This is a genomic window from Massilia sp. KIM (assembly GCF_002007115.1).
Classification (GTDB): Bacteria; Pseudomonadota; Gammaproteobacteria; order Burkholderiales; family Burkholderiaceae_D; genus Telluria.
Window position 1 is genome coordinate 79,540 of record NZ_MVAD01000003.1, and the last position, 18,585, is coordinate 98,124.

Here is an 18,585-nt window from a genome sequence, read left to right on the forward strand (position 1 = left end):
CCCCGTTCAGCAAACACGATTGGCTGAGCAGTCCCATCCGCCTGACGTATTGCCTTGCGTTCCACCCCTGATGGATTGGCGCAGGTAGTTCCACTTGATCTTTGCGTACGCGAGCTGGATCCGCTCGCTGATGACACCGGCCTGCCCACTATCCGGCGTGATGCTGGCAATCAGAACGTTCTCCAGTTCTATTCTGAAATAGGGGATAGCGTTGCCATTGCTGTCAGCGCGCATGAACTCGAAGACTGCCTTGACAAGCGTTCTTCCGGCCGCGCAGGTTTGCAGCAGTACGGGCGACGCGAGGTCGGCAAGCTTAAGAAAGGTGACTGGATAGACATCGGCTCTACCGCTTGTATGGCCCCCGCTGGTCGATACGACCATGGCTCTAGGCTGATGAATGGCGTAGAAGACGTTGGAAACCTCTATCCAATTTCTATGCTTGTGGTCTGTCGACTCACCTGTGATGCCGTCAATTTGCAAGTATGCGTCGTTCGCCATGGTGCCCCCGCTGAGGTCGAACTCCGATTTTTGCCTCGCTACGTTTTGGCAGCTTGGCCATCGTCATGGGAACGCGCGGAAGGGGTCAACAGGACGGCGTTGTGGCTATCGAGAAATCTACGAGGTGGTCACTTTGAATCTGGGTCAGAGACCGCCTGTCGGAGGCGACTTCCCGCGCAAGCCTCTGCGGGCTGCGCGGGAATGCCGTCTTGCTGTCAAGACCGGAATGGTGTTTCGCGGTGCGCTTATTGCACCGGATTGCCGTCCGGATCGAGCTTACGGACCTCGCCCAGATTGAGCGCGCGGATGTCCTTCTCGACCTTGCTCATGTCGCCCACGACCACCCACACCAGGCGGTCCGGGGTGAAGGCGCGCGCCGCCAGCGCATTCGCCGCGCCCGGTTCGATGGACAGCACCTTCTGGGTGAAGCTGTTGTAGTAGTCCTCCGGCAAGCCATACTTCAGGATGGTCGAATAGGCCCCGGCCAGCTGGCCCGCGGTCTCGAAGCGGCCCGGCAGGCCCAGGGTGTTGTTGTCCTGGGCGCTACGCAGTTCCGCCGCCGCGATCGGCTTGCCGCCGGCGATGTCGCGGTACTCGCGCACCAGTTCCTTGATCGCATCCTGGGTCTTGTCGGTCTGCACCGGCGACAGGCTCAGGAAGGGCTGCTGGCCGATCGCCGGCCACGTCCAGCTCGACACGCCATAGGACCAGTGCTTGTCCTCGCGCAGGTTCATGTTGATGCGCGAGCTGAAGGTGCCGCCGAACACGTCGTTGACGACCTCCAGCGGCACCGCTTCCGGATGGTTGCGCGGCGGGGCCAGCTGGGCCGCCACGATCACGCTCTGCAGTGCGCCCGGACGGTCGACCAGGTAGACCCTGCTCCGGTCCGGAGCGGACACCGGCGCGATCACTTTCTTCGGCACCTCACCCGGTTTCCAGGCCGCGAAGGCGCGCTCCAGCAGGGGTTTCATCTCGGCCAGGGTGGTGTCGCCCACCACCAGCAGGGTCGCGTTGTTGGGCTTGAACCAGGCGGCGTGGTAGCGCGCCAGGTCGGCGCGGGTCATGCGCTTGACGGCGTCCTCGGTGCCGGTGCCGGTGAGGGGATGCGCATACACGTGGTCCTTGCCGTACAGCAGACCGGGCAGCACGCGCAACGCGGTCATCTCGGGCACCGTCTTCTCGCGCGCGATCGCGGCCAGGCGGTCCTTCTGCAGGCGCGCGAACTCGTTCTCGGGGAAGGCCGGGTTCTGCACCAGGTCGGCGTACAGCGCCAGCGCCTGCGGCAGGGTCGCCTTGAGCGTGTTCATGGTCACGGCGGAGCTGTCCAGGTCGGCCGAGGCGCCGAAGCTGGCCCCCAGGCTCTCCAGTTCCTCGCCGATCTGCAGCGACTTGCGGGTCGGGGTGCCCTCTTCCAGCATGCGCATGGCCAGGCTGGCCACGCCCGGCAGATCCCTGGCGTCGGAAGCATAGCCGCCATCCACCAGCAACTGCAGGTTCACCACCGGCGCCTCGTGACGCTCGGCCAGCACCACCTTGAGGCCGTTGGACAGGGTCATCTTCTGCATCGGCGGCAGCTTGAGCGACATCGGCTTGCCCAGCGCCGGCTCCTTGCTGCGGTCGACCTGGGGCGGGTTGGCCGCCAGGGTCGGGAAGGGGTCGATCTGGAGCACGAAGTCGCCGTCGCTCAGCCAGGCGTTCATCGCCTGCTTCACCGAGGCCGGGGTGGCCGCCTTGATCGCCTTCAGGTAGTCCTTGTAGCACTCCGGATTGCCGGTATAGGTCTGGCAGGACGCCAGCAGGTCGCTCTTGCCGCCGAAGCCGCCGACGCGCTCGACGATGCGGGTGTACTGGGCCAGGATCGCGGTCTTGGCCAGGCGCAGCTCGTCCTGGGTCGGGTCGTTCTTCAGCAGGGCGCGCAGTTCCTCGTCGGCCGCCGCTTCCATCTTGCGCGGATCGGCGCCGGGGCGCGCGGTCAGGGTGATGCTGAACTGGCCGCCGATCTCGGACGAGGCGTCTCCGGCCACGGCGCTGGTCGCCAGCTGGTCCTTGTACACCAGGCGCTTGTACAGGCGCGAGGTCTTGCCGCCGCCAAGGATGCGCGCGGCAAGGTCGAGCTGGACTTCCTCGGGCGTGTGCGCGCCCGGCACGTTCCAGGTGCGGTAGATGCGGGTCTGGGGCACGCGGTCCTGGGCCGTGAGGCGGTGGGTGCCGCTGCGCTTGGCGACCCAGGCGGCGTGCTTGGCCAGCGGCGGACCCGGCGGGATGTGGCCGTAGTATTGCTCGACCTTCTGGCGCGCCACTTCCGGCGTGATGTCGCCCGACAGCACCAGCACGGTGTTGTTCGGGCCATAGTTCTTCTTGAACCAGTCCTGCACGTCGGTCATGCTGGCCGCATCCAGGTCTTCCATCTTGCCGATCACGGTCCAGGAATACGGGTGGCCGGCCGGATAGGTGTTGGTCACCAGCAGTTCGTAGGCGATGCCGTAGGGCTGGTTCTCGCGCTGGCGCTTCTCGTTCTGGACCACGCCGCGCTGCAGGTCGAGCTTCTTCTGGTCCACCGTGCCGAGCAGGTGGCCCATGCGGTCGCTCTCGGCGAACAGCGCATAGTCGAGCATCGAGGTCGGCACGTTCTGGAAGTAGTTGGTGCGGTCCTGGTTGGTGGTGCCGTTCAGGTCGGTCGCACCGATGCCCTCCATCGCGGTGAGATAGGTCTTCTTGAAGTTGTCGCTGCCGCTGAACATCAGGTGCTCGAACAGGTGGGCGAAGCCGGTCTTGCCGGGCTTTTCGTTCTTCGAGCCCACGTGGTACCAGGTGTTGACCGCCACCACCGGGGTCTTGTGGTCTTCGTGCACGATCACGGTCAGGCCGTTCTTGAGCGTGAACTTGGTGTAGGGGATGTGCGGGATCGGGATCTCGGGTGCGGCCGGCCTGGCCGGCGCGGCCTGCGCGGATGCGCCGCCGATGGCCAGGGCGAGCGCCGCCGCCAGGTGGATGCTGCGACGAACAGAAACTGCCATGCTGCTCCTCCAGATGGAAAGGGAAAGGCCGGCGCCGCAGCGCCGAGAGGGCATTCTAGGCAGGTTTCGCTTCTGCAAGAAACAAAAAAGGCGCATGGAGGGCAATCCATGCGCCCTGCATCGCGCCCGCGGCGCTTACTGCGGCACGATGCGCAGCAGGCTGCCGCGCGACTCGTCGGTCAGCACGTAGAGCTGCCCGTCCGGTCCCTGGCGCACGTCGCGCACGCGCTTGCCGATCGGCAGGCGTTCCTGCTTGGTCACCTTGCCCTGGGCGTCGAGCGCGACGCGGCGGATGTCCTCGCCCGCCAGGCTGCCGCTGAACAGGCTGCCCTGCCATTGCGGGAAGGCCTTGCCGCTGTAGACCACCAGGCCCGAAGGCGCTGGCGAGGGCGACCACACCACCAGCGGCTGCACCATGCCCGGCACCACCTTGGTGCCGACCGGCTCGCGGGTCTTGTAGTCCAGGCCATAGCTCTGCAGCGGCCAGCCATAGTTCTTGCCGGCTTCGACCAGGTTGATCTCGTCGCCGCCGCGCGGGCCGTGCTCGCTGGCCCAGACACGCCCGGTCTTCGGGTCGACCGCCAGGCCCTGGATATTGCGGTGGCCATAGCTCCAGATCTCGGGCAAGGCGCCCTTCTGGGACGCCAGCGGATTGCCCGGCGCCGGCTTGCCCTCGGCCGTCAGGCGCAGGATGGAGCCATGGTGGCTGCCCAGGTTCTGAGCCTGCTCGCGCGCCAGCATGCTGCCCACGCGCTGGGGCGGGTTGCCGCCGTCGCCGATGCTCATCAGGAGCGTGCCGTCCGGCATCCACGCCAGGCGCGAGCCGAAGTGCTGGCCGCCGCTCTTGCCGGGCGTGACCGAGAACAGGGTCTTCACGCTGTGCACGCGCTTGCCGTCGAACACGCCCTGCACCAGCACGGTCCGGTTCTCGCTGTCGCTGCCGCTGGCCATGGTCATGTAGACGCGCGGATTGGTCTTGTCCGCGGGGTGCACGGCGATGTCGAGCAGGCCGCCCTGGCCGCCGGTGAACAGCGTGGGCAGGCCCTCGAGGGCGACCGGCTGCACGCGCTTGCCCTCGACCAGGTGCAGGCTGCCCTCCTTGCCGGTGACCAGCAGGCGGCCGTCCGGCAGCCAGGTCATGCCCCAGGGCTGGGGCAGGCCCTCGGCCACGGTTTCGGCGCGCCAGCCGCTCGCGCTGGGTGGCTTGTCGACGACCTCGACCTGGGCCAGTGCAGAGTTATTAACCACCAGCATCAGAGCAAGGGCCAGCGAGCCCGACAATCTTGTGCTTCTCACCATACTCGGCATGAAAATATCTCCCAGGATTAGTCAAACGATTAACAAAAGAGGCATTTTGTCGTATTTTGATTCATTTTGTCTGCACGTTCAGCACAAACGGCGTATCATGAACTCTTCATCGAACCAGCGTAAGGATCCCTAACGATGATGCAACGTCGCTCCTTCCTGAAAAGTTCCGTCCTCCTCGCTTCGCCCACCCTCAGCATCCCCGCATTCGCCGCCCATACCGCACAAGCCGCTCCCGGCGAGCGAACCTTGCGTCTGTATAACACGCACACGGGCGAAAAGCTGCGCAGCGTCTTCTGGGCCGAGGGCGAGTTCATTCCGGACGCCCTGCAGGACATCAACAAGGTCATGCGCGACCACCGCACCAACAAGATCGCGGACATCGATCCGCAGTTGCTGCTGCTGGTCGACATGCTGAACGACAAGCTCGGCAACGACAACAAGGAACTGCACATCATTTCCGGCTACCGCTCGCCGGAGTCGAACGCCAAGCTGCACGCCAACAGCAACGGTGTCGCCAAGCGCAGCATGCACATGGACGGCAAGGCGATCGACATCCGCCTGCCGGGCAAGGATCTCAAGATGCTGCACCGCGCCGCGATGTCGCTCAAGGGCGGCGGCGTCGGCTACTACCCGGATTCGCAGTTCGTCCACATGGACACCGGCCGGGTCCGCTACTGGTAAGACCATGGCGCGGATCTTCCTCCGCGTCATGCTCGGACTGGCCGTCCTGGCCGGTTCACAAGGCTTTCCCGCATCCGCGTTCGCGTCCGCGTCCGCGTCCCCATCCACGGATGCGGCCGGGCAAAGCACCGTCACCGTCAGATCGACCCGCGATCCGGTCGACAAATCCTACCGCAAGATGATCCGCGGCATGGAACGATTCGAGCGCGAGCGTGCGCTCGCCCCCCAGGCCAGCCTGCGCTTCCAGTTGCTGCCGCGCTCGCGCACGGTGGACATGCACGGCATCACCCTGCGCATCGCCGGCGACAGCGTCAACGTGCCCGTCACGGTGGACGGCAACAATACCTTCGTCCTGCCGCGCGTCGACCAGGCGCTGCGCGAGGACGCCGCCGTGCTGGCCAACCGCCGCACCACCAGCATGACCTGGCGCGCCCTGATCCAGTCGCCGGGGGTGCCGCCCGGTATGCGCCGGCTGGGCGACCTGCGCCTCGAATGCCTGGTCGGCAAGGAGGCGGGGCTGGTGTCCAACCGCTCCCTGTTCGGCTGGATCTCGGACGTCATCGACACGCCCGAGGGCGTGTGCAACAGCCCCGACGGCAACTATCTGTTCTTCGCCGAGCGCCCGCTGTTCGCCGTGACCCTGCGCGCCGGCGACCGGGTCGAGACCCTGCCCTTCGGCATGCTCTACGCCGGCGGCGAGCAGACCCGCGCCGACCTCGAATACTGCGACTGCCAGGTGCTGCTCGACCGCACCTATTACGTGCCGATCTGGGACCGCTCCTGGCCGGACGATACCCTGGTCGAGTTCGAGTACATGACCGACCCTGGGGCGGCGCCATGAAGGCCGTACTGCTGATCCTGCTCGCGCTGGCCGGCTGCGCCAGCCAGCCCGCGCCGCCGCCGGGAACCCAGGCGCCGCTGGCGCGCCTGACCGAAGGCGTGGTCCCCGGCCGCACCACCCGGGCCGAGCTGCTGGCCGCCTTCGGCCCCACCAAAAGCGTACGCTTCGACAGCGGCTACGAAGCCTGGGTCTACCAGTCCCCCGCCGGCGGCGGACGCTATGCCGAGTTCGTCGTCCTGCTCAATCCGCAAGGGGTGGTGGCCAAGACCCGTACCCGTGCGCCCGCCCTGCCGTAAATACCACGGCGCCGCGGGCGCGGTGTAGAGTTGCATTTCCTCATCCTTTCCCGGAAGCGACATGCAACGCAAGCTCCTCCCCGCCCTCGCCCTCGTTCTCTCCGCCCTCCTGCCCGTCCACGCCGCCGAGCTCGACCCGACCGAGCAGCGCATCGTCGCCGAAGTGCGCGCCTGGTCCGGCGGCGCCATCGACCTGCTGGAGCGCAGCGCACGCATCAACAGCGGCACCCTGAACCTGGCCGGTGTGCGCGCCGTGGGCGATCTGTTCGGCAAGGAGTTCGAGGCCCTGGGCTTTCGCACCGCCTGGCTCGACATGCCCGCCGAGATGCGGCGCGCCGGCCACCTGGTGGCGGTGCGCGACGGCAAGCAGGGCAAGCGCCTGCTGCTGCTCGGCCACCTCGACACCGTGTTCGAGCCGGACGCGCCTGGCCCGCTGTGGGAGCGCGAGGGCGACAGCGCGCGCGGCCAGGGCGTGGGCGACATGAAGGGCGGGAACGTGGTGGTGGTGGCGGCACTGCGCGCCCTGCAGCGCGCCGGCGCGCTCGACAATACCCGCATCACCGTGATGTTCACCGGCGACGAGGAAGACGCCGGCGAACCGCGTTCGGTCTCGCGCCGCGACATGGTCGAGCTGGCTAAGCGCAGCGACCTCGCGCTCAGCTTCGAGGGCCAGGTGATCGATGGCGGCCGTGTCACGGCCACCGTCGGCCGCCGCGCCACCGCTTCCTTCGATCTCGAGGTCAAGGGGCGCCAGGGCCATTCGCAGGGCGTGTTCGGCCCCGGCGGCTATGGCGCCGTGTACGAGGCGGCGCGCATCCTCGACGCCTTCCGCCGCGAGGTGGTCGAGCCGGGCCTAACCTTCAACCCGGGCGTGATCCTGGGCGGCACCGAGGTCGCCTTCGACGAGGCCAAGCTGAAAGGCAGCGCAGGCGGCAAGACCAACGTGATCGCCAACAGCGTCACCGTGCGCAGCGACCTGCGCTACCTCGACTACGCCCAGCGTGACCGGGCCCAGGCGCGCATGCGCGAGATCGTGGCCCAGAGCCTGCCCGGCGCCAGCGCCAGCATCGCTTTCCGCGACTCCTACCCGCCGATGGCGGTCACGCCGGGCAACCTCAAGCTGCTGGAACAGTATTCCCGGGCCAGCAGCGACGCCGGCCTGGGCGAGGTCGTGGCCCTGCCCGCCACCGCGCGCGGCGCCGGCGACATCCAGTTCGTCGCGCCCTATATCGACAGCCTGGACGGCCTGGGCGCCAGCGGTAGTGGCGCGCACTCGCCGAACGAGCGGGTCGACCTGCCCTCGATCGAGCGCGCCGCGATCCGTACCGCGCTGCTGATCTACCGCCTGACGCGCTGAGGCCGCGCCCGCGAGCTCCCTGAGCCGGTCGGAGTTCAGCGCGCCCCCCTGGAACAGATCAAAGGCCGGGCACACGGATGCCCGCTAGACTGTGCGGCGCACGCCACGTTTTCCGTGGCGAGCTAAAGGCATTCGCTGGCACAATGGCGCCAGTGAATACTTCGGCAACGGGGGCGGACATGCTGGTCAAACGTGCTCAGATGTGGATTCTGTTGTTGATGGGAATGCTGCTGGCCGCCTGCGGCGGCGGAGGCGGCAGCCCGGGCGAGACCGGCGTAGTGCCGCAGCCGCCGGCCACCACCGGCGCGCTCACGGTCACGGTCAGCGGCCTGCCCGCCGGCGTGAACGCCGCCCTGCGCGTGACCGGCCCCAACAACTTCACCCAAGACCTGAACCAGACCCAGACCCTGAGCAACCTGGCGCCCGGCAGCTACAGCCTCAGCGCCGCGGCGGTCACCAGCGGCGCCACCACCTACACCCCCACGCCCGCCACCCAGAGCGCGGTGGTGAGCGCCGGCGCCACCGCCAGCGCGACCGTCAACTATGGCGGCGCGAGCGCCACCCTGAGCCTGGGCGTCACCCGGGTCGCCGAGCTGGAGAGCCCGACTTTCCTGAGCGCGCCGCCCGGCGACGCGCGCCTCTTCGTCACCGAGCGCCCGGGCCGGGTGCGCATCATCCAGAACGGCAGCGTGCTGAGCGCGCCTTTCCTCGACATCAGCGCGCGCGTGGCCACCGCCGGCGAAGGCGGCCTGCTCTCGCTCGCCTTCGACCCGCAGTACGCGCGCAACGGCTACGTCTACCTGTATTACACCGACGCCCAGCGCGACATCGTGGTCGAGCGCTTCACGGCCAGCGCCAATCCCAACCTGGCCGACGCCACCTCGGGCCTGGTGATCATCCGCGTGCCCCACCCCGGCTTCACCAACCATTTCGGCGGCCAGCTGGCCTTCGGGCCCGACGGCTTCCTCTACCTGGCGCCCGGGGACGGCGGCGGCGCCGGCGACCCGCAGCGCAACGGCCAGAACTTCACCTCGCTGCTGGGCAAGCTGCTGCGGCTCGACGTCGCCAACGCCAGCGCCTCCCAGCCCTACGCGATCCCGCCCGACAACCCCTATATCGCGATGAGCTCGCGGCGCGGCGAGATCTGGGCGGCCGGCCTGCGCAACCCCTGGCGCTTCAGCTTCGACGGCGGCCAGCTCTACCTGGCCGACGTGGGCCAGGACCAGCGCGAGGAAGTGAACATCGTGGGCGCGTCCCAGGGCGGGCTGAACTTCGGCTGGAACATCATGGAGGGCACGCTCTGCTACAACGCCAGCAGCTGCGACCGCAGCGGCCTCACCCTGCCCGCCTTCGAGTACGAGCACGGCAGCAACAACGTGAACGGCTGCTCGATCACGGGCGGCTTCGTCTACCGCGGGCGCGCCTTGCCCGAGCTGGCCGGCCACTACTTCTATTCCGATTTCTGCGGCGGCTGGCTCAAGAGCTTCCTGCCGGGCGCCGGCGGCATCACCCAGCAGCGCGACTGGAACCTCCAGGGCGTCCGGCAGGTCGTATCCTTCGGCCGCGACGCCGAGGGTGAGCTTTACCTGCTCTCGGCGGCGGGCGGCATCTATAAAATCGGACGCGCCTCCACGCCCTAGAGTTAAAATTAAGAAATGGCACGCTTACAACTAGACTTCCCCGAAGACCAGTTTTACTATTCGACGCCGCTGACCGTGAGGGTCACGGACATCAATGCCGCCAACCACCTCGGCAACGACTCGATGATCTCCATGATCTCCGAGGCGCGGGCGCGCTTCCTGTTCGAGTTCGGCGTCGCCGAGACCGAGCGCGACGGCACCGGCATCATCGTCACCGACCTCGCCACCACCTACCGCGCCGAGGCCCATGCGCGCGACCAGTTGCTGTTCGAGGTCGGCGTCATGGACTTCAACAAGTATGGCGGCGACATCACCTTCCGCATCACCCGGCCGCGCGACCGCAGGCTGATCGCCATGGCCAAGTCCGGCTTCGTGTTCTACAACTACAAGACCAGCCAGGTGGTCGCCATGCCCGAGGAATTCCGGGCCAAGTTCGACCGGGTGAACTGGATCGACTGACGCGGCCTGCCGGCCGGACCGGCGTGCACTTACTTCAGCACGGCGCGGAAGGTCACCTCGATCAACTGCGAAGGAATCGCCAGGCGCGTCACGCCGATGAGGTTGCTTGCGCAGCGCGGTTGCGGTCGCCCGTACAGCTCCTTTCTCACCTTTCCGGCGGCCGCGAAGGCGGCGTCGACGTCCAGCACGTAGAGGGTCTCCTCGACCACGTCGTCCAGCGTGGCGCCAAATTCCGCCAGCAGGGAAATGGCGTTCAGGTAGGTCTGACGCATCTGCGCCTCCATGGTCGAAAAATCGACAGGCTTGCCGTTCTCGTCGAGCTCGGCGGGCGCGACCATCGCGCCGTCCTTGTCATGGCTGAGCTGGCCGGAAAGGTAAATCGTGTCCTTGACCTGGACGGCCTGGCAGTAGCCGAAGGCGTCTTCCCAGGCGACGCCATGATTGGCGATTTTCTTCTCGAGCGGGGCGGTGGTGTTCATGGAACTCCTCAGGCGGGGTTGGTTGGACGAGATGAAGGAAACTGCATTGTGCGGTTAACATCCCCGGTCGGCTTGCATTTTTCTGCTCTTGTCGAGCAGGCGACGAAGGGCGAAAAAAGTTGGAACTTTTTTGCCGCCCCGGCGGAATACGGTTAAAGATGAGCGCCATGACCACACCACCCGACCAGCCAGATGCCGAATTGCTGCGCCAGATGCGCCTGGGGACCGCCGCCGCCTTCGCGGCGCTGTACCGGCGTCACCAGGGGCCGCTGTACCGTTTCGTGCTGCTGCGCTGCGGTTCGGCCGACACGGCCGCCGACATCGTGCAGGAAACCTTCATGGGACTGCTGACCGGCCGCTACGACTACGATCCGCTGCGCGGGCAGTTGCAGCACTTCCTGTTCGGGGTGGCGCGTAACCTGGCCTTGAAATGGGAGGAAGGACGTCGGCGCCATGCGGTGCTGCCGCCAGCCGGCGCGGACGAGGACGAGGAAGACGAGCTGGACATCGCCAGCGAAGACGACGGCCCCCTCGGGCGCCTGCTCGAGAACGAGGCCGCCGAGCAGGTGCGGCGCGCGCTGTCCCTGTTGCCGCCGCACTACCGCGACCCGGTCATCCTGTACGAACTGCACGAGCTGTCCTATCAGGAGATCGCGGCGGTGTGCCAGGTGGACATCGGCACCGTGCGCTCGCGCCTGGCGCGCGCCCGCGCGGCCCTGGCCAAGCGCCTGCAAGCCCTGCGCCCGGCCAGCGCCGCCTGAAGAACGAAGGAAGGAAATTCTATGGAATCCAAGGACAAGCTGGACCCGCTGCTGGCCGCGCACTTCGACGCGCTGCGCGCCGGGCTGGCCGGACACGCGGCGCCGCGCTGCGTCGAGAAAGAGCTGATGCAGGCCTACGCCCGCCAGTTCCCGCCCAAGAGGCGCTGGTACCAGCGCCTGTCGCTGCCCCAGTGGGGCGCGGCCGGGGCGCTGTGTTCGCTCACCGCCGTGGCGGTGCTGCTGGCGATGTCGCCGCACGACACCGTGACCGTCGGCGCGCCGCCGCTGGTGGGAGTGGACGGGGGCGCCGCCTTCATCGCCCTCGACACCCTGGAGCGCATCGAACGCGAGCCCGATACCCGTGTGGTCGAGGCCGACCTGCCGCAGGCCACCCTGGCCTCGCTCGGCCTGCCCGTCACGCCCGACAACGCGGACCGCACGGTGCGCGCCGAAATGCTGGTGGCCGCCGACGGCCAGCCGCTGGCGGTGCGCCTGAGCGCCGCCAACTGATTCACTACCAACGAGGATGCCATGAAACACGAGAAGATCCTGATCGCCGCCCTGCTGGCCTGCGCCTTCGCCCCGGCCCTGGCCGAGGAAGCGGGAGAAGCCGAGGAACGCGCCGAGCGCCGCATCGTCACCCGCCTGGGCGACAGCCGCGACGAACTGGTCATCGCCAATGGATTGCCGATGGGCGGGGCCATCATCCAGCAGTCCCTCGGCCGGGCGGTCAAGAACGCGCCCTACAGCGCCCTGTCGGTGTCGGAACGCATCCAGCACCTGGCCGACGGCAACCAGATCGTCAACAAGACGGTGGCCATGAACTACCGCGACAGCGCCGGCCGCACCCGTACCGAGGTGCGCGACGACGATGGCGAGGTCCGCGTGATCACGATCAATGATCCGGTCGAGGGGGTGCGCTATGTGCTGCGTCCGGAGACGAAGACGGCGACCAAGGTCGGGAATCCCGGCGAGATCGCGCGCGCGGCTGCCGAGCAGGCCCGCGCCGCCGCCGAAAAGGCGCGTGCTTCGGCCGAACAGGGGCGTGTAGCTGGCGACCAGGCGCGGCTTGCAGCCGAGCAGGCGCGCCAGCGCATCGAACAGTTGCGCCGCGAGGGCAGGCTGCCGGAAGGCGGGCGTTTCATCGTCAAGGAAGTCGAACGCGGTGGCGAGCACAAGGACGTGCAGATCCGCGTCGCACAACCGATGCCCGGAGCGCCCTTCGCCCGGCCCGAGTTCACGACGCACATCGGCCCCATGATCGCCGGCGCATTCGGCGACGCCAAGTGGTCGGCCAAGGCGGTGAGCAAGGAGCTCGGCACGCGCGAGTTCTCCGGAGTGAAAGCACAGGGGCGCCAGCGCAGCTACGAGATTCCCGCCGGCGAGATCGGCAACCGCAACCCGATCACGGTCAGCAGCGAGACCTGGAGCTCCCCGGAGCTGAGGGTGGTCGTGTACGACAAGCGCAGCGATCCGCGCAGCGGGGAGACGGTGTACCGGCTGGAAGACCTGAAGCGGGAAGAACCGGCGGCGGCGCTGTTCACGGTGCCCTCGGACTACACGGTCAGGGATGTGATGACGCCGCCACGGACCGCGCTCAAGAAGACCGATTGAGGCCGGATCGACAGGCGTAGCCCCGCAAACGAATCGGCCCCGCACCAGCGGGGCCGAGTTTTATGGGGCGGGCGCAAGACCCGGGCAGTCCTGGGTCAGCTCCGGCGCTTCTGCAGGATGGCCTGGTCGAACCATTCCTGGATCATGCGCTTTTCATAACGCAGCGTGTCGCTGTCGGACCAGCGATTGATGCGCTGCAGGTAGCTCATGTCCGCCAGCTTCGCGTCGCCGCTGCGCAGCACCTGGCCGTCCTGGGTCAGGCTGTAGCGCAGGGTGATGATGGGCCAGTCGGCCATGCCCTTGAGCACGCGCAGGTCGCGTCCCGAACCACGGGTCGGATACTCGCGGCCCGCCAGGTCGATGTCGGTCACATCGATGGTCAGGTCCTGCCCCTGCGGCAAGTTCGCGCCCAGCTTGGTGAAATAATCGTTCAGGTTCTTCAGCACCTCTTCGCGCTCCCAGGGGGCGAAAGGCAGGTCGGAGAAGCGCTCCGACTCGATGTAGTTCACGGTGACGCCCGCCGACGCAGTCCCTGCGCCAAACGCGAGCAGGCCCGCCAGGGCCAATTTTGCTATCGACGATCTCATGGTCAAACCTCTCCTTCCTTTCGGCTTACGTTCAAAATATACGCCGCTTTGCCGCTGCGCGCCTGTCTTTAATCGTCGATTTTTTGTATCCAAACGTTAGGCTGCGCACACGCCGTTCCGCCCCCGGCGGCCGACAATACGGCAAGGGAGGTCAGCCGTGCCGGAAGGTCCATCACTCTACTTGCTGAAAGAGCAAATCCAGCGTTTCGCCGGGCAGGAGATCGTGCGCGCCGAGGGCAATACCTGGGCCATCGACACCACGCGCCTGGTCGGACAGCCTATCCTTTCCCTGCGCACCTGGGGCAAGCACCTGCTGATCGAGACCCCGGCCATGGTCTTGCGCATCCACTTCCTGCTGTTCGGCACTTACCGCATCGACGAGCGGCGCGACAAGCCGGCCAGGCTCTCGCTCGGCATGGCCGACGGCGGCGAGATGAATTTCTACGCCTGCTCGGTGAAGGAGATCGAGCGCGCCACCTTCGAGGCCTATGACTTCAGCGCCGACGTCATGTCGGACGAGTGGGACCCGAAGCGCGCCCGCAAGAAGCTGCGCGCCCGGCCCGACATGCTGGCCTGCGACGCCCTCCTCGACCAGGATATCTTCTCGGGCGTGGGCAACATCATCAAGAACGAAGTGCTGTTCCGCATCCGCCTGCATCCGCTGTCCACCGTCGGCGCCCTGCCCGCGCCCAAGCTGCGCCAGCTGGTCGACGAAGCGCGCCAGTACAGCTTCGACTTCCTGGAATGGAAACGCCAGTACGTGCTCAAGCAGCATTGGCAGGCCCATGCCCAGCGCACCTGCCCGCGCTGCCAGATCCCGATGCACAAGGCCAAGCTGGGCTTGAGCGCCCGCCGCAGCTTCTGGTGCGAACGTTGCCAGAAGCGCTACGGCGCCTGAGCCAAACGGGTGCGTGCGCCGCTCCGCCATGCGGCAAAACGCCGGCCAGCACGGTGCAAGCTGCACCTTTATCCAGCCTGCATCGGTGATGTGACTTCTTTCGCCAACACTTTTAATATTGCCTGTTGTTAAGGATCATGAGCCATACTACAATCAACTTGACTACGGGCATCAGCCCAGGTAAATACGCGTCCCGCCAACCCGACACCCACGATATCGGAATCGTTTATGTCCTTCCTCTCTTCCGCCACCCCCAAGCTGGCACCCTGGAAAGTGTTGTTGGTCGACGATGAACCGGACATCCATGACATCACCAAGCTGACCCTGTCGCGCTTCCGCCTCGACGGCCGTGCGCTGAGCTTCGTGCACGCCTACAGCGGCGCCGAGGCCAAGGAGGTGCTGGCGCGCGAGAAGGACATCGCGCTGGTGTTCCTGGACGTGGTGATGGAGCGCGAGGACAGCGGCCTGGAAGTGGCGCGCTGGATGCGCCAGGAGCTGGACAACCAGTTCACCCGCATCGTGCTGCGCACCGGCCAGCCGGGCCAGGCGCCGGAAGAGCGCGTGATCGTCGACTACGACATCAACGATTACAAGGAAAAGACCGAGCTCGACCGCACCAAGCTGTTCACCACCACCTTCGCCGCCCTGCGCGCCTACCGCGACATCATGAAGGTCGAGGAAGCGCGCCGCGTGCAGCAGAATTACCGCGAAGGCCTGGAGCGGGTGATCGCCGCCTCCAGCCATATTTTCCAGCAGCGCAACCTGAAGGATTTCGCCAACGGCCTGCTGCAGCAGGTGGTGGCCCTGCTGCGCCTGGAGCAGAGCATGCTGCTGCGCCTGAAGGGCGCGAGCGTGATCACCGGCGAGAGCCAGTACGAGGTGCTGGCCCAGATCGGCGACCTGGGCGGCGAGGAAATCGGCCCGGACCTGGTGGCCCAGCTCGACGACGCGCGCCACAACCGCATCTCGCGCCTGCATGGCGACACCTATGTCGGCTACTTCCCGAACAGCAGCGGCAAGGCTTCGCTGCTGGTGCTCAAGGGCGTGGAAGAAGTCTCGGAACTGGACGCCCAGTTGCTGGAAGTCTTCTGCTCGGGCGTGGCGATCGCCTTCGACAACATCCTGCTGAACCAGGAGATCACCGACACCCAGGCCGAGCTGATCCTGCGCCTGGGCGACGTGGTGGAATCGCGCTCCAACGAAGCCGGCAACCACGTGCGCCGCATGTCCCAGGTCTGCCACCTGCTGGCCCAGGCGGCCGGCATGCCGGAAGAGGAAGTCGCGACCCTGATGCACGCCGCGCCGATGCACGACGTGGGCAAGATCGCCACCCCGGACGCGGTGCTGCTCAAGCCGGGGCGCCTGAACGAGGAAGAGTGGGAAATCATGCGCCAGCACCCGACCGTGGGCCTGCAGATCCTGGACGGTTCCTCGCGTCCGATCCTGAAGGCGGCGGCGGTGATCGCCCACCAGCACCACGAGAAATACGACGGCAGCGGCTATCCGCAGGGGCTCAAGGGCGAGGCGATCCACCCGTATGCGCGGATCGTGGCGGTGGCCGACGTGTTCGACGCGCTGAGCCACAAGCGCTGCTACAAGGACGCCTGGCCGGCCGAGAAGGTCACCGAGCACCTGCGTGAGGTGGCGGGGCATCACCTCGATCCGTATTACGTCGACCTGCTCATCAAGAACATGGACAAGGCGCTGGAGATCAACCGGAACTGGCCGGATTAAGGGGAAGCCCGCCTGGAGCTCCCACATTTCGCGTACCGCCTGCTCCTCGTCTCACCCACTAACCCGTAAACGTCATCCCGGCGAAGGCCGGGATCCAAGTTCCTTCGCGTCGCCACTAGCTCAAACCTGAGTGGCTACGCTGGCAAACTTGGATCCCGGCCTTCGCCGGGATGACGTTTACAAGGCGCTGGCCGAAAGTAAGGCGCTGGCCGAAAGTAAGGCGCTGGCCGAAAGTAAGGCGCTGGCCGAAAGCAAGGCGCTGGCCGAGAGCAAGGCGCTGGCCGAAAGCGAGGCGCTGGCCGAGAGAAAGTCGCGGGCCGAAAGCTACCGCGGCGGGCCGAAAGCAAGCGCGGGCCGAAACCGGCGCTGCCTTGCCCCTCAAGCCGCGATCTTCTCCTTGCGCTGCGAACGCGGAAAGCGCAAGTGATACTGCAGCCCCTTCCCCGGCGCACTCTCCACCCGCACCGTGCCGCCCAGCGCCCCGGTCACCAGGTTGTACAGGATGTGCGCCCCAAGTCCGCTGCCGCCGGTCCCGCGCTTGGTGGTGAAGAAGGGATCGAACAACTTGTCCAGCGTGTCCTTGTCCATCCCCGCCCCGTCGTCGGCGTAGTCGAAGCACACCACCTCGCCCTCCAGCCCCACGCGGATGGCGATGGTGCCGGCCTGCTCGCGCTCGAAGCCGTGCACCAGCGAATTCACCACCATGTTGGTGACGATCTGCGACACCGCCCCCGGGAAGCTGTCCAGCACCAGGTCCTTCGGGCACGCCAGCTCCACCTTCACCGGCCGGCCCTTGAGCTTGGGCTGGAGCGAGAGCAGCACCTCGTTCAGGTAGCCGTGCAGGTTGAAGCTGCGGATGTCGTCCGAGGACTGGTCCACCGCCACCTGCTTGAAGCTGCGCACCAGGGCCGCCGCGCGCTGGGTGTTGGTGGTCAGGATGCGCAGCGACTGGTCGACGATGTCGAAGAAGCCGTTCAGGCTGTCCTCCGTCATCTCCCCCGCCGCCAGCTCTTCGCGGGTGAGCTTGAGCTCCTGCACCAGGTGGCTGGTCGCCGTCACGCAGATGCCCAAGGGGGTGTTGATCTCGTGCGCCACGCCCGCCACCAGCCGGCCCAGCGAGGCCAGCTTCTCCTGGCGCACCAGCTCCGACTGCGCCTCCTGCAGCGCATGCAGCGCTTCGTTCAGGGCCGCGTTCTGCTCTTCCAGCCGCTCCTTGGTCTTGCGGATCGCGCGGTCGGCCTGCATGCGCGCGATCGCCACCGCCACGTGGCTGGCCATGAAGGCCAGCAGGTCGAGGTCGGCCTTGGTGTACACCACCGCCGGATCGTAGCTCTGCACCACCAGCACGCCATAGGGCTTTTCGTGCACCAGCATCGGCGCCCCCATCCAGCTCGCGATCTCGGTGTTGCCCAGGGGCTCGCGCACCAGGCCGCTCGCTGCCAGGCGCTGGAAGCTGCCGGCGTCGTGCAACTGCGCCTGCTTGCTGGCGAGGACGTAGGAACACATGGCCTTGCCGAAGGGGAAGCGCTGCAGCGGCGCTTCCTTGTCCTTCTGGTCGACGAAGTACGGAATGCTGATCTCCTCCGTCTCCGGGTGGTAGAGGGCGATCAGGAAGTTCTCGGCCACCATCAGCTCGCCGATGATGCGGTGCAGGCTGGCCGACAGCACATCGGTGTCGAGCGCCTGGGCCGACAGGCTGGCGATCTGGTACAGCGCATGCTGCACCTGTTCCGCGCGGCGCCGCTCGCTCACTTCGATCGCCAGCGCGGCCGTGCGTTCCTGCACCGCGCGCTCCAGCCGGTCCATGCTCTGCAGGCCCTGCAGCGCGTTGGAGACGTGGTTGGCGATCAGGGCGAACAGGGCCTGGTCTTCCTCGCTGTAGGTCACGCCCTTGTCATAGCTCTGGATCACGATCGCGCCCAGGGCCTGGTGGTTCTGGTCCAGCAGCGGGCAGCCCATCCAGTGCTCGGCGGCGCTGCCGCTGCCCCAGCGCATGCCTTCGCTTTCGCGCGCGGCGAAGTCGTCGGCGGTGATGACCAGGGTGCGGCGGTTCAGCAGCACCCAGGCGGTGGGCGATTGCTCCGGGGACGCCAGGCGGATGCGCTCGTCCGGGTCGGGCGGGGCGTCGGCTTCGTCGACGAAGTAGACGAAGCGCACGCTGCCGTCCTCGCGGTCGGCCAGGGCGACGTAAAAGTTGGCCGCGTACATGATGCGGCCCAGCGCGCGGTGCACCGCAGCGATGAATTCGGTGATGTCGCTGCAGCTGGTCGACATCTGCCCGATCTCGAGCAGCATCGACTGGACCGCTTCCAGCCGGTCAAGACGTTCCATTGCTTCCCCATGTAAAAGCGTAATTCCTTGCGGAAATAGTACCAGCTTGCCTCCTCCAGAGGGAGATTGTCGGCGCCGGCTGTC

At 66.8% G+C, this 18,585-nt stretch carries 18 protein-coding genes; 12 read left to right on the forward strand and 6 right to left on the reverse strand.

What is annotated here, in order from left to right; translation table 11 throughout:
- Positions 1–6 precede the first annotated feature (6 nt).
- The 3 genes from B0920_RS20610 to B0920_RS20620 all read right to left on the reverse strand — a co-directional run bounded on the left by B0920_RS20610 (position 7) and on the right by B0920_RS20620 (position 4,796).
- Entirely contained in the window at positions 7–498 is a 492-nt protein-coding gene (locus tag B0920_RS20610; RefSeq protein WP_078034565.1) for a type VI secretion system tube protein Hcp, read from the reverse strand.
- Between the two features lie 245 nt (positions 499–743).
- Positions 744–3,515: a pitrilysin family protein gene (locus tag B0920_RS20615; protein ID WP_078034566.1), complete on the reverse strand. Its 2,772-nt coding sequence runs from the start codon at positions 3,513–3,515 to the stop codon at positions 744–746.
- 135 nt (positions 3,516–3,650) lie between these two features.
- Positions 3,651–4,796, reverse strand: a complete 1,146-nt coding sequence (locus tag B0920_RS20620) for a PQQ-dependent sugar dehydrogenase (protein WP_229455850.1) — start codon at positions 4,794–4,796, stop codon at positions 3,651–3,653.
- Between the two features lie 273 nt (positions 4,797–5,069).
- Between B0920_RS20620 and B0920_RS20625 the strand changes: the two genes are divergently transcribed.
- The 6 genes from B0920_RS20625 to B0920_RS20650 all read left to right on the forward strand — a co-directional run bounded on the left by B0920_RS20625 (position 5,070) and on the right by B0920_RS20650 (position 10,097).
- Positions 5,070–5,504, forward strand: a complete 435-nt coding sequence (locus B0920_RS20625; RefSeq protein ID WP_229455853.1) for a DUF882 domain-containing protein — start codon at positions 5,070–5,072, stop codon at positions 5,502–5,504.
- Between the two features lie 4 nt (positions 5,505–5,508).
- A complete protein-coding gene (locus tag B0920_RS20630) occupies positions 5,509–6,345 on the forward strand; it encodes a hypothetical protein (protein ID WP_078034569.1) in 837 nt (278 codons plus the stop codon).
- Positions 6,342–6,641, forward strand: a complete 300-nt coding sequence (locus B0920_RS20635) for a hypothetical protein (protein ID WP_078034570.1) — start codon at positions 6,342–6,344, stop codon at positions 6,639–6,641. Before B0920_RS20630 ends, B0920_RS20635 begins: the two co-directional genes overlap by 4 nt.
- 61 nt (positions 6,642–6,702) lie before the next feature.
- Positions 6,703–7,998 carry a M20/M25/M40 family metallo-hydrolase gene (locus B0920_RS20640; protein ID WP_078034571.1) on the forward strand — a complete coding sequence of 432 codons (1,296 nt, stop codon included), beginning with the start codon at positions 6,703–6,705 and terminating at the stop codon, positions 7,996–7,998.
- Positions 7,999–8,198: 200 nt separating this feature from the next.
- On the forward strand, positions 8,199–9,638 hold the full coding sequence (locus B0920_RS20645; protein ID WP_229455855.1) for a sorbosone dehydrogenase family protein: 1,440 nt from the start codon (positions 8,199–8,201) through the stop codon (positions 9,636–9,638).
- Between the two features lie 15 nt (positions 9,639–9,653).
- Entirely contained in the window at positions 9,654–10,097 is a 444-nt protein-coding gene (locus B0920_RS20650) for a thioesterase family protein (protein WP_078034573.1), read from the forward strand.
- 29 nt (positions 10,098–10,126) lie between these two features.
- Here the strand turns inward: B0920_RS20650 and B0920_RS20655 are convergent, their stop codons facing one another.
- Complete coding sequence (locus B0920_RS20655) at positions 10,127–10,576, reverse strand: Rid family hydrolase (protein ID WP_078034574.1); 450 nt, start codon at positions 10,574–10,576, stop codon at positions 10,127–10,129.
- A gap of 167 nt (positions 10,577–10,743) precedes the next feature.
- Here B0920_RS20655 and B0920_RS20660 point away from each other — a divergent pair, with 167 nt between their 5' ends.
- Genes B0920_RS20660 through B0920_RS20670 form a run of 3 tightly spaced genes read left to right on the forward strand, consistent with a single transcriptional unit; the run spans position 10,744 to position 12,951 of the window.
- On the forward strand, positions 10,744–11,337 hold the full coding sequence (locus B0920_RS20660; protein WP_078034936.1) for an RNA polymerase sigma factor: 594 nt from the start codon (positions 10,744–10,746) through the stop codon (positions 11,335–11,337).
- Between the two features lie 21 nt (positions 11,338–11,358).
- Entirely contained in the window at positions 11,359–11,847 is a 489-nt protein-coding gene (locus B0920_RS20665) for a hypothetical protein (RefSeq protein ID WP_078034575.1), read from the forward strand.
- Between the two features lie 21 nt (positions 11,848–11,868).
- The gene (locus tag B0920_RS20670; RefSeq protein ID WP_078034576.1) at positions 11,869–12,951 is read left to right on the forward strand and encodes a hypothetical protein; all 1,083 of its coding nucleotides are present in this window, start codon (positions 11,869–11,871) and stop codon (positions 12,949–12,951) included.
- A 95-nt stretch (positions 12,952–13,046) separates the two neighbouring features.
- Here the strand turns inward: B0920_RS20670 and B0920_RS20675 are convergent, their stop codons facing one another.
- Positions 13,047–13,538 carry a DUF3016 domain-containing protein gene (locus tag B0920_RS20675; RefSeq protein ID WP_078034577.1) on the reverse strand — a complete coding sequence of 164 codons (492 nt, stop codon included), beginning with the start codon at positions 13,536–13,538 and terminating at the stop codon, positions 13,047–13,049.
- Between the two features lie 157 nt (positions 13,539–13,695).
- Between B0920_RS20675 and B0920_RS20680 the strand changes: the two genes are divergently transcribed.
- From B0920_RS20680 to B0920_RS26075, 3 genes are all read left to right on the forward strand, one after another.
- A complete protein-coding gene (locus tag B0920_RS20680; RefSeq protein ID WP_078034578.1) occupies positions 13,696–14,436 on the forward strand; it encodes a DNA-formamidopyrimidine glycosylase family protein in 741 nt (246 codons plus the stop codon).
- Positions 14,437–14,664: 228 nt separating this feature from the next.
- On the forward strand, positions 14,665–16,170 hold the full coding sequence (locus B0920_RS20685) for an HD domain-containing phosphohydrolase (protein WP_078034579.1): 1,506 nt from the start codon (positions 14,665–14,667) through the stop codon (positions 16,168–16,170).
- A 148-nt stretch (positions 16,171–16,318) separates the two neighbouring features.
- Positions 16,319–16,597 carry a hypothetical protein gene (locus B0920_RS26075; RefSeq protein WP_078034580.1) on the forward strand — a complete coding sequence of 93 codons (279 nt, stop codon included), beginning with the start codon at positions 16,319–16,321 and terminating at the stop codon, positions 16,595–16,597.
- On the opposite strand, the gene B0920_RS20695 is transcribed toward B0920_RS26075, so the two are convergent.
- Entirely contained in the window at positions 16,549–18,501 is a 1,953-nt protein-coding gene (locus tag B0920_RS20695) for a GAF domain-containing sensor histidine kinase (RefSeq protein WP_078034581.1), read from the reverse strand. The genes B0920_RS26075 and B0920_RS20695 overlap by 49 nt on opposite strands.
- Positions 18,502–18,585 lie beyond the last annotated feature (84 nt).

What these genes read in the sequence shown, in the direction of transcription:
- B0920_RS20665 (WP_078034575.1), top strand. Translation starts at nt 11,359, where the DNA reads ATGGAATCCAAGGACAAGCTGGACCCGCTGCTGGCCGCGCACTTCGAC.
- B0920_RS20695 (WP_078034581.1), bottom strand. Translation starts at nt 18,501, where the DNA reads ATGGAACGTCTTGACCGGCTGGAAGCGGTCCAGTCGATGCTGCTCGAG.
- B0920_RS20635 (WP_078034570.1), top strand. Translation starts at nt 6,342, where the DNA reads ATGAAGGCCGTACTGCTGATCCTGCTCGCGCTGGCCGGCTGCGCCAGC.
- B0920_RS20660 (WP_078034936.1), top strand. Translation starts at nt 10,744, where the DNA reads ATGACCACACCACCCGACCAGCCAGATGCCGAATTGCTGCGCCAGATG.
- B0920_RS20685 (WP_078034579.1), top strand. Translation starts at nt 14,665, where the DNA reads ATGTCCTTCCTCTCTTCCGCCACCCCCAAGCTGGCACCCTGGAAAGTG.
- B0920_RS20610 (WP_078034565.1), bottom strand. Translation starts at nt 498, where the DNA reads ATGGCGAACGACGCATACTTGCAAATTGACGGCATCACAGGTGAGTCG.
- B0920_RS20645 (WP_229455855.1), top strand. Translation starts at nt 8,199, where the DNA reads ATGTGGATTCTGTTGTTGATGGGAATGCTGCTGGCCGCCTGCGGCGGC.
- B0920_RS20675 (WP_078034577.1), bottom strand. Translation starts at nt 13,538, where the DNA reads ATGAGATCGTCGATAGCAAAATTGGCCCTGGCGGGCCTGCTCGCGTTT.
- B0920_RS20655 (WP_078034574.1), bottom strand. Translation starts at nt 10,576, where the DNA reads ATGAACACCACCGCCCCGCTCGAGAAGAAAATCGCCAATCATGGCGTC.
- B0920_RS20640 (WP_078034571.1), top strand. Translation starts at nt 6,703, where the DNA reads ATGCAACGCAAGCTCCTCCCCGCCCTCGCCCTCGTTCTCTCCGCCCTC.
- B0920_RS20630 (WP_078034569.1), top strand. Translation starts at nt 5,509, where the DNA reads ATGGCGCGGATCTTCCTCCGCGTCATGCTCGGACTGGCCGTCCTGGCC.
- B0920_RS20650 (WP_078034573.1), top strand. Translation starts at nt 9,654, where the DNA reads ATGGCACGCTTACAACTAGACTTCCCCGAAGACCAGTTTTACTATTCG.
- B0920_RS20670 (WP_078034576.1), top strand. Translation starts at nt 11,869, where the DNA reads ATGAAACACGAGAAGATCCTGATCGCCGCCCTGCTGGCCTGCGCCTTC.
- B0920_RS20615 (WP_078034566.1), bottom strand. Translation starts at nt 3,515, where the DNA reads ATGGCAGTTTCTGTTCGTCGCAGCATCCACCTGGCGGCGGCGCTCGCC.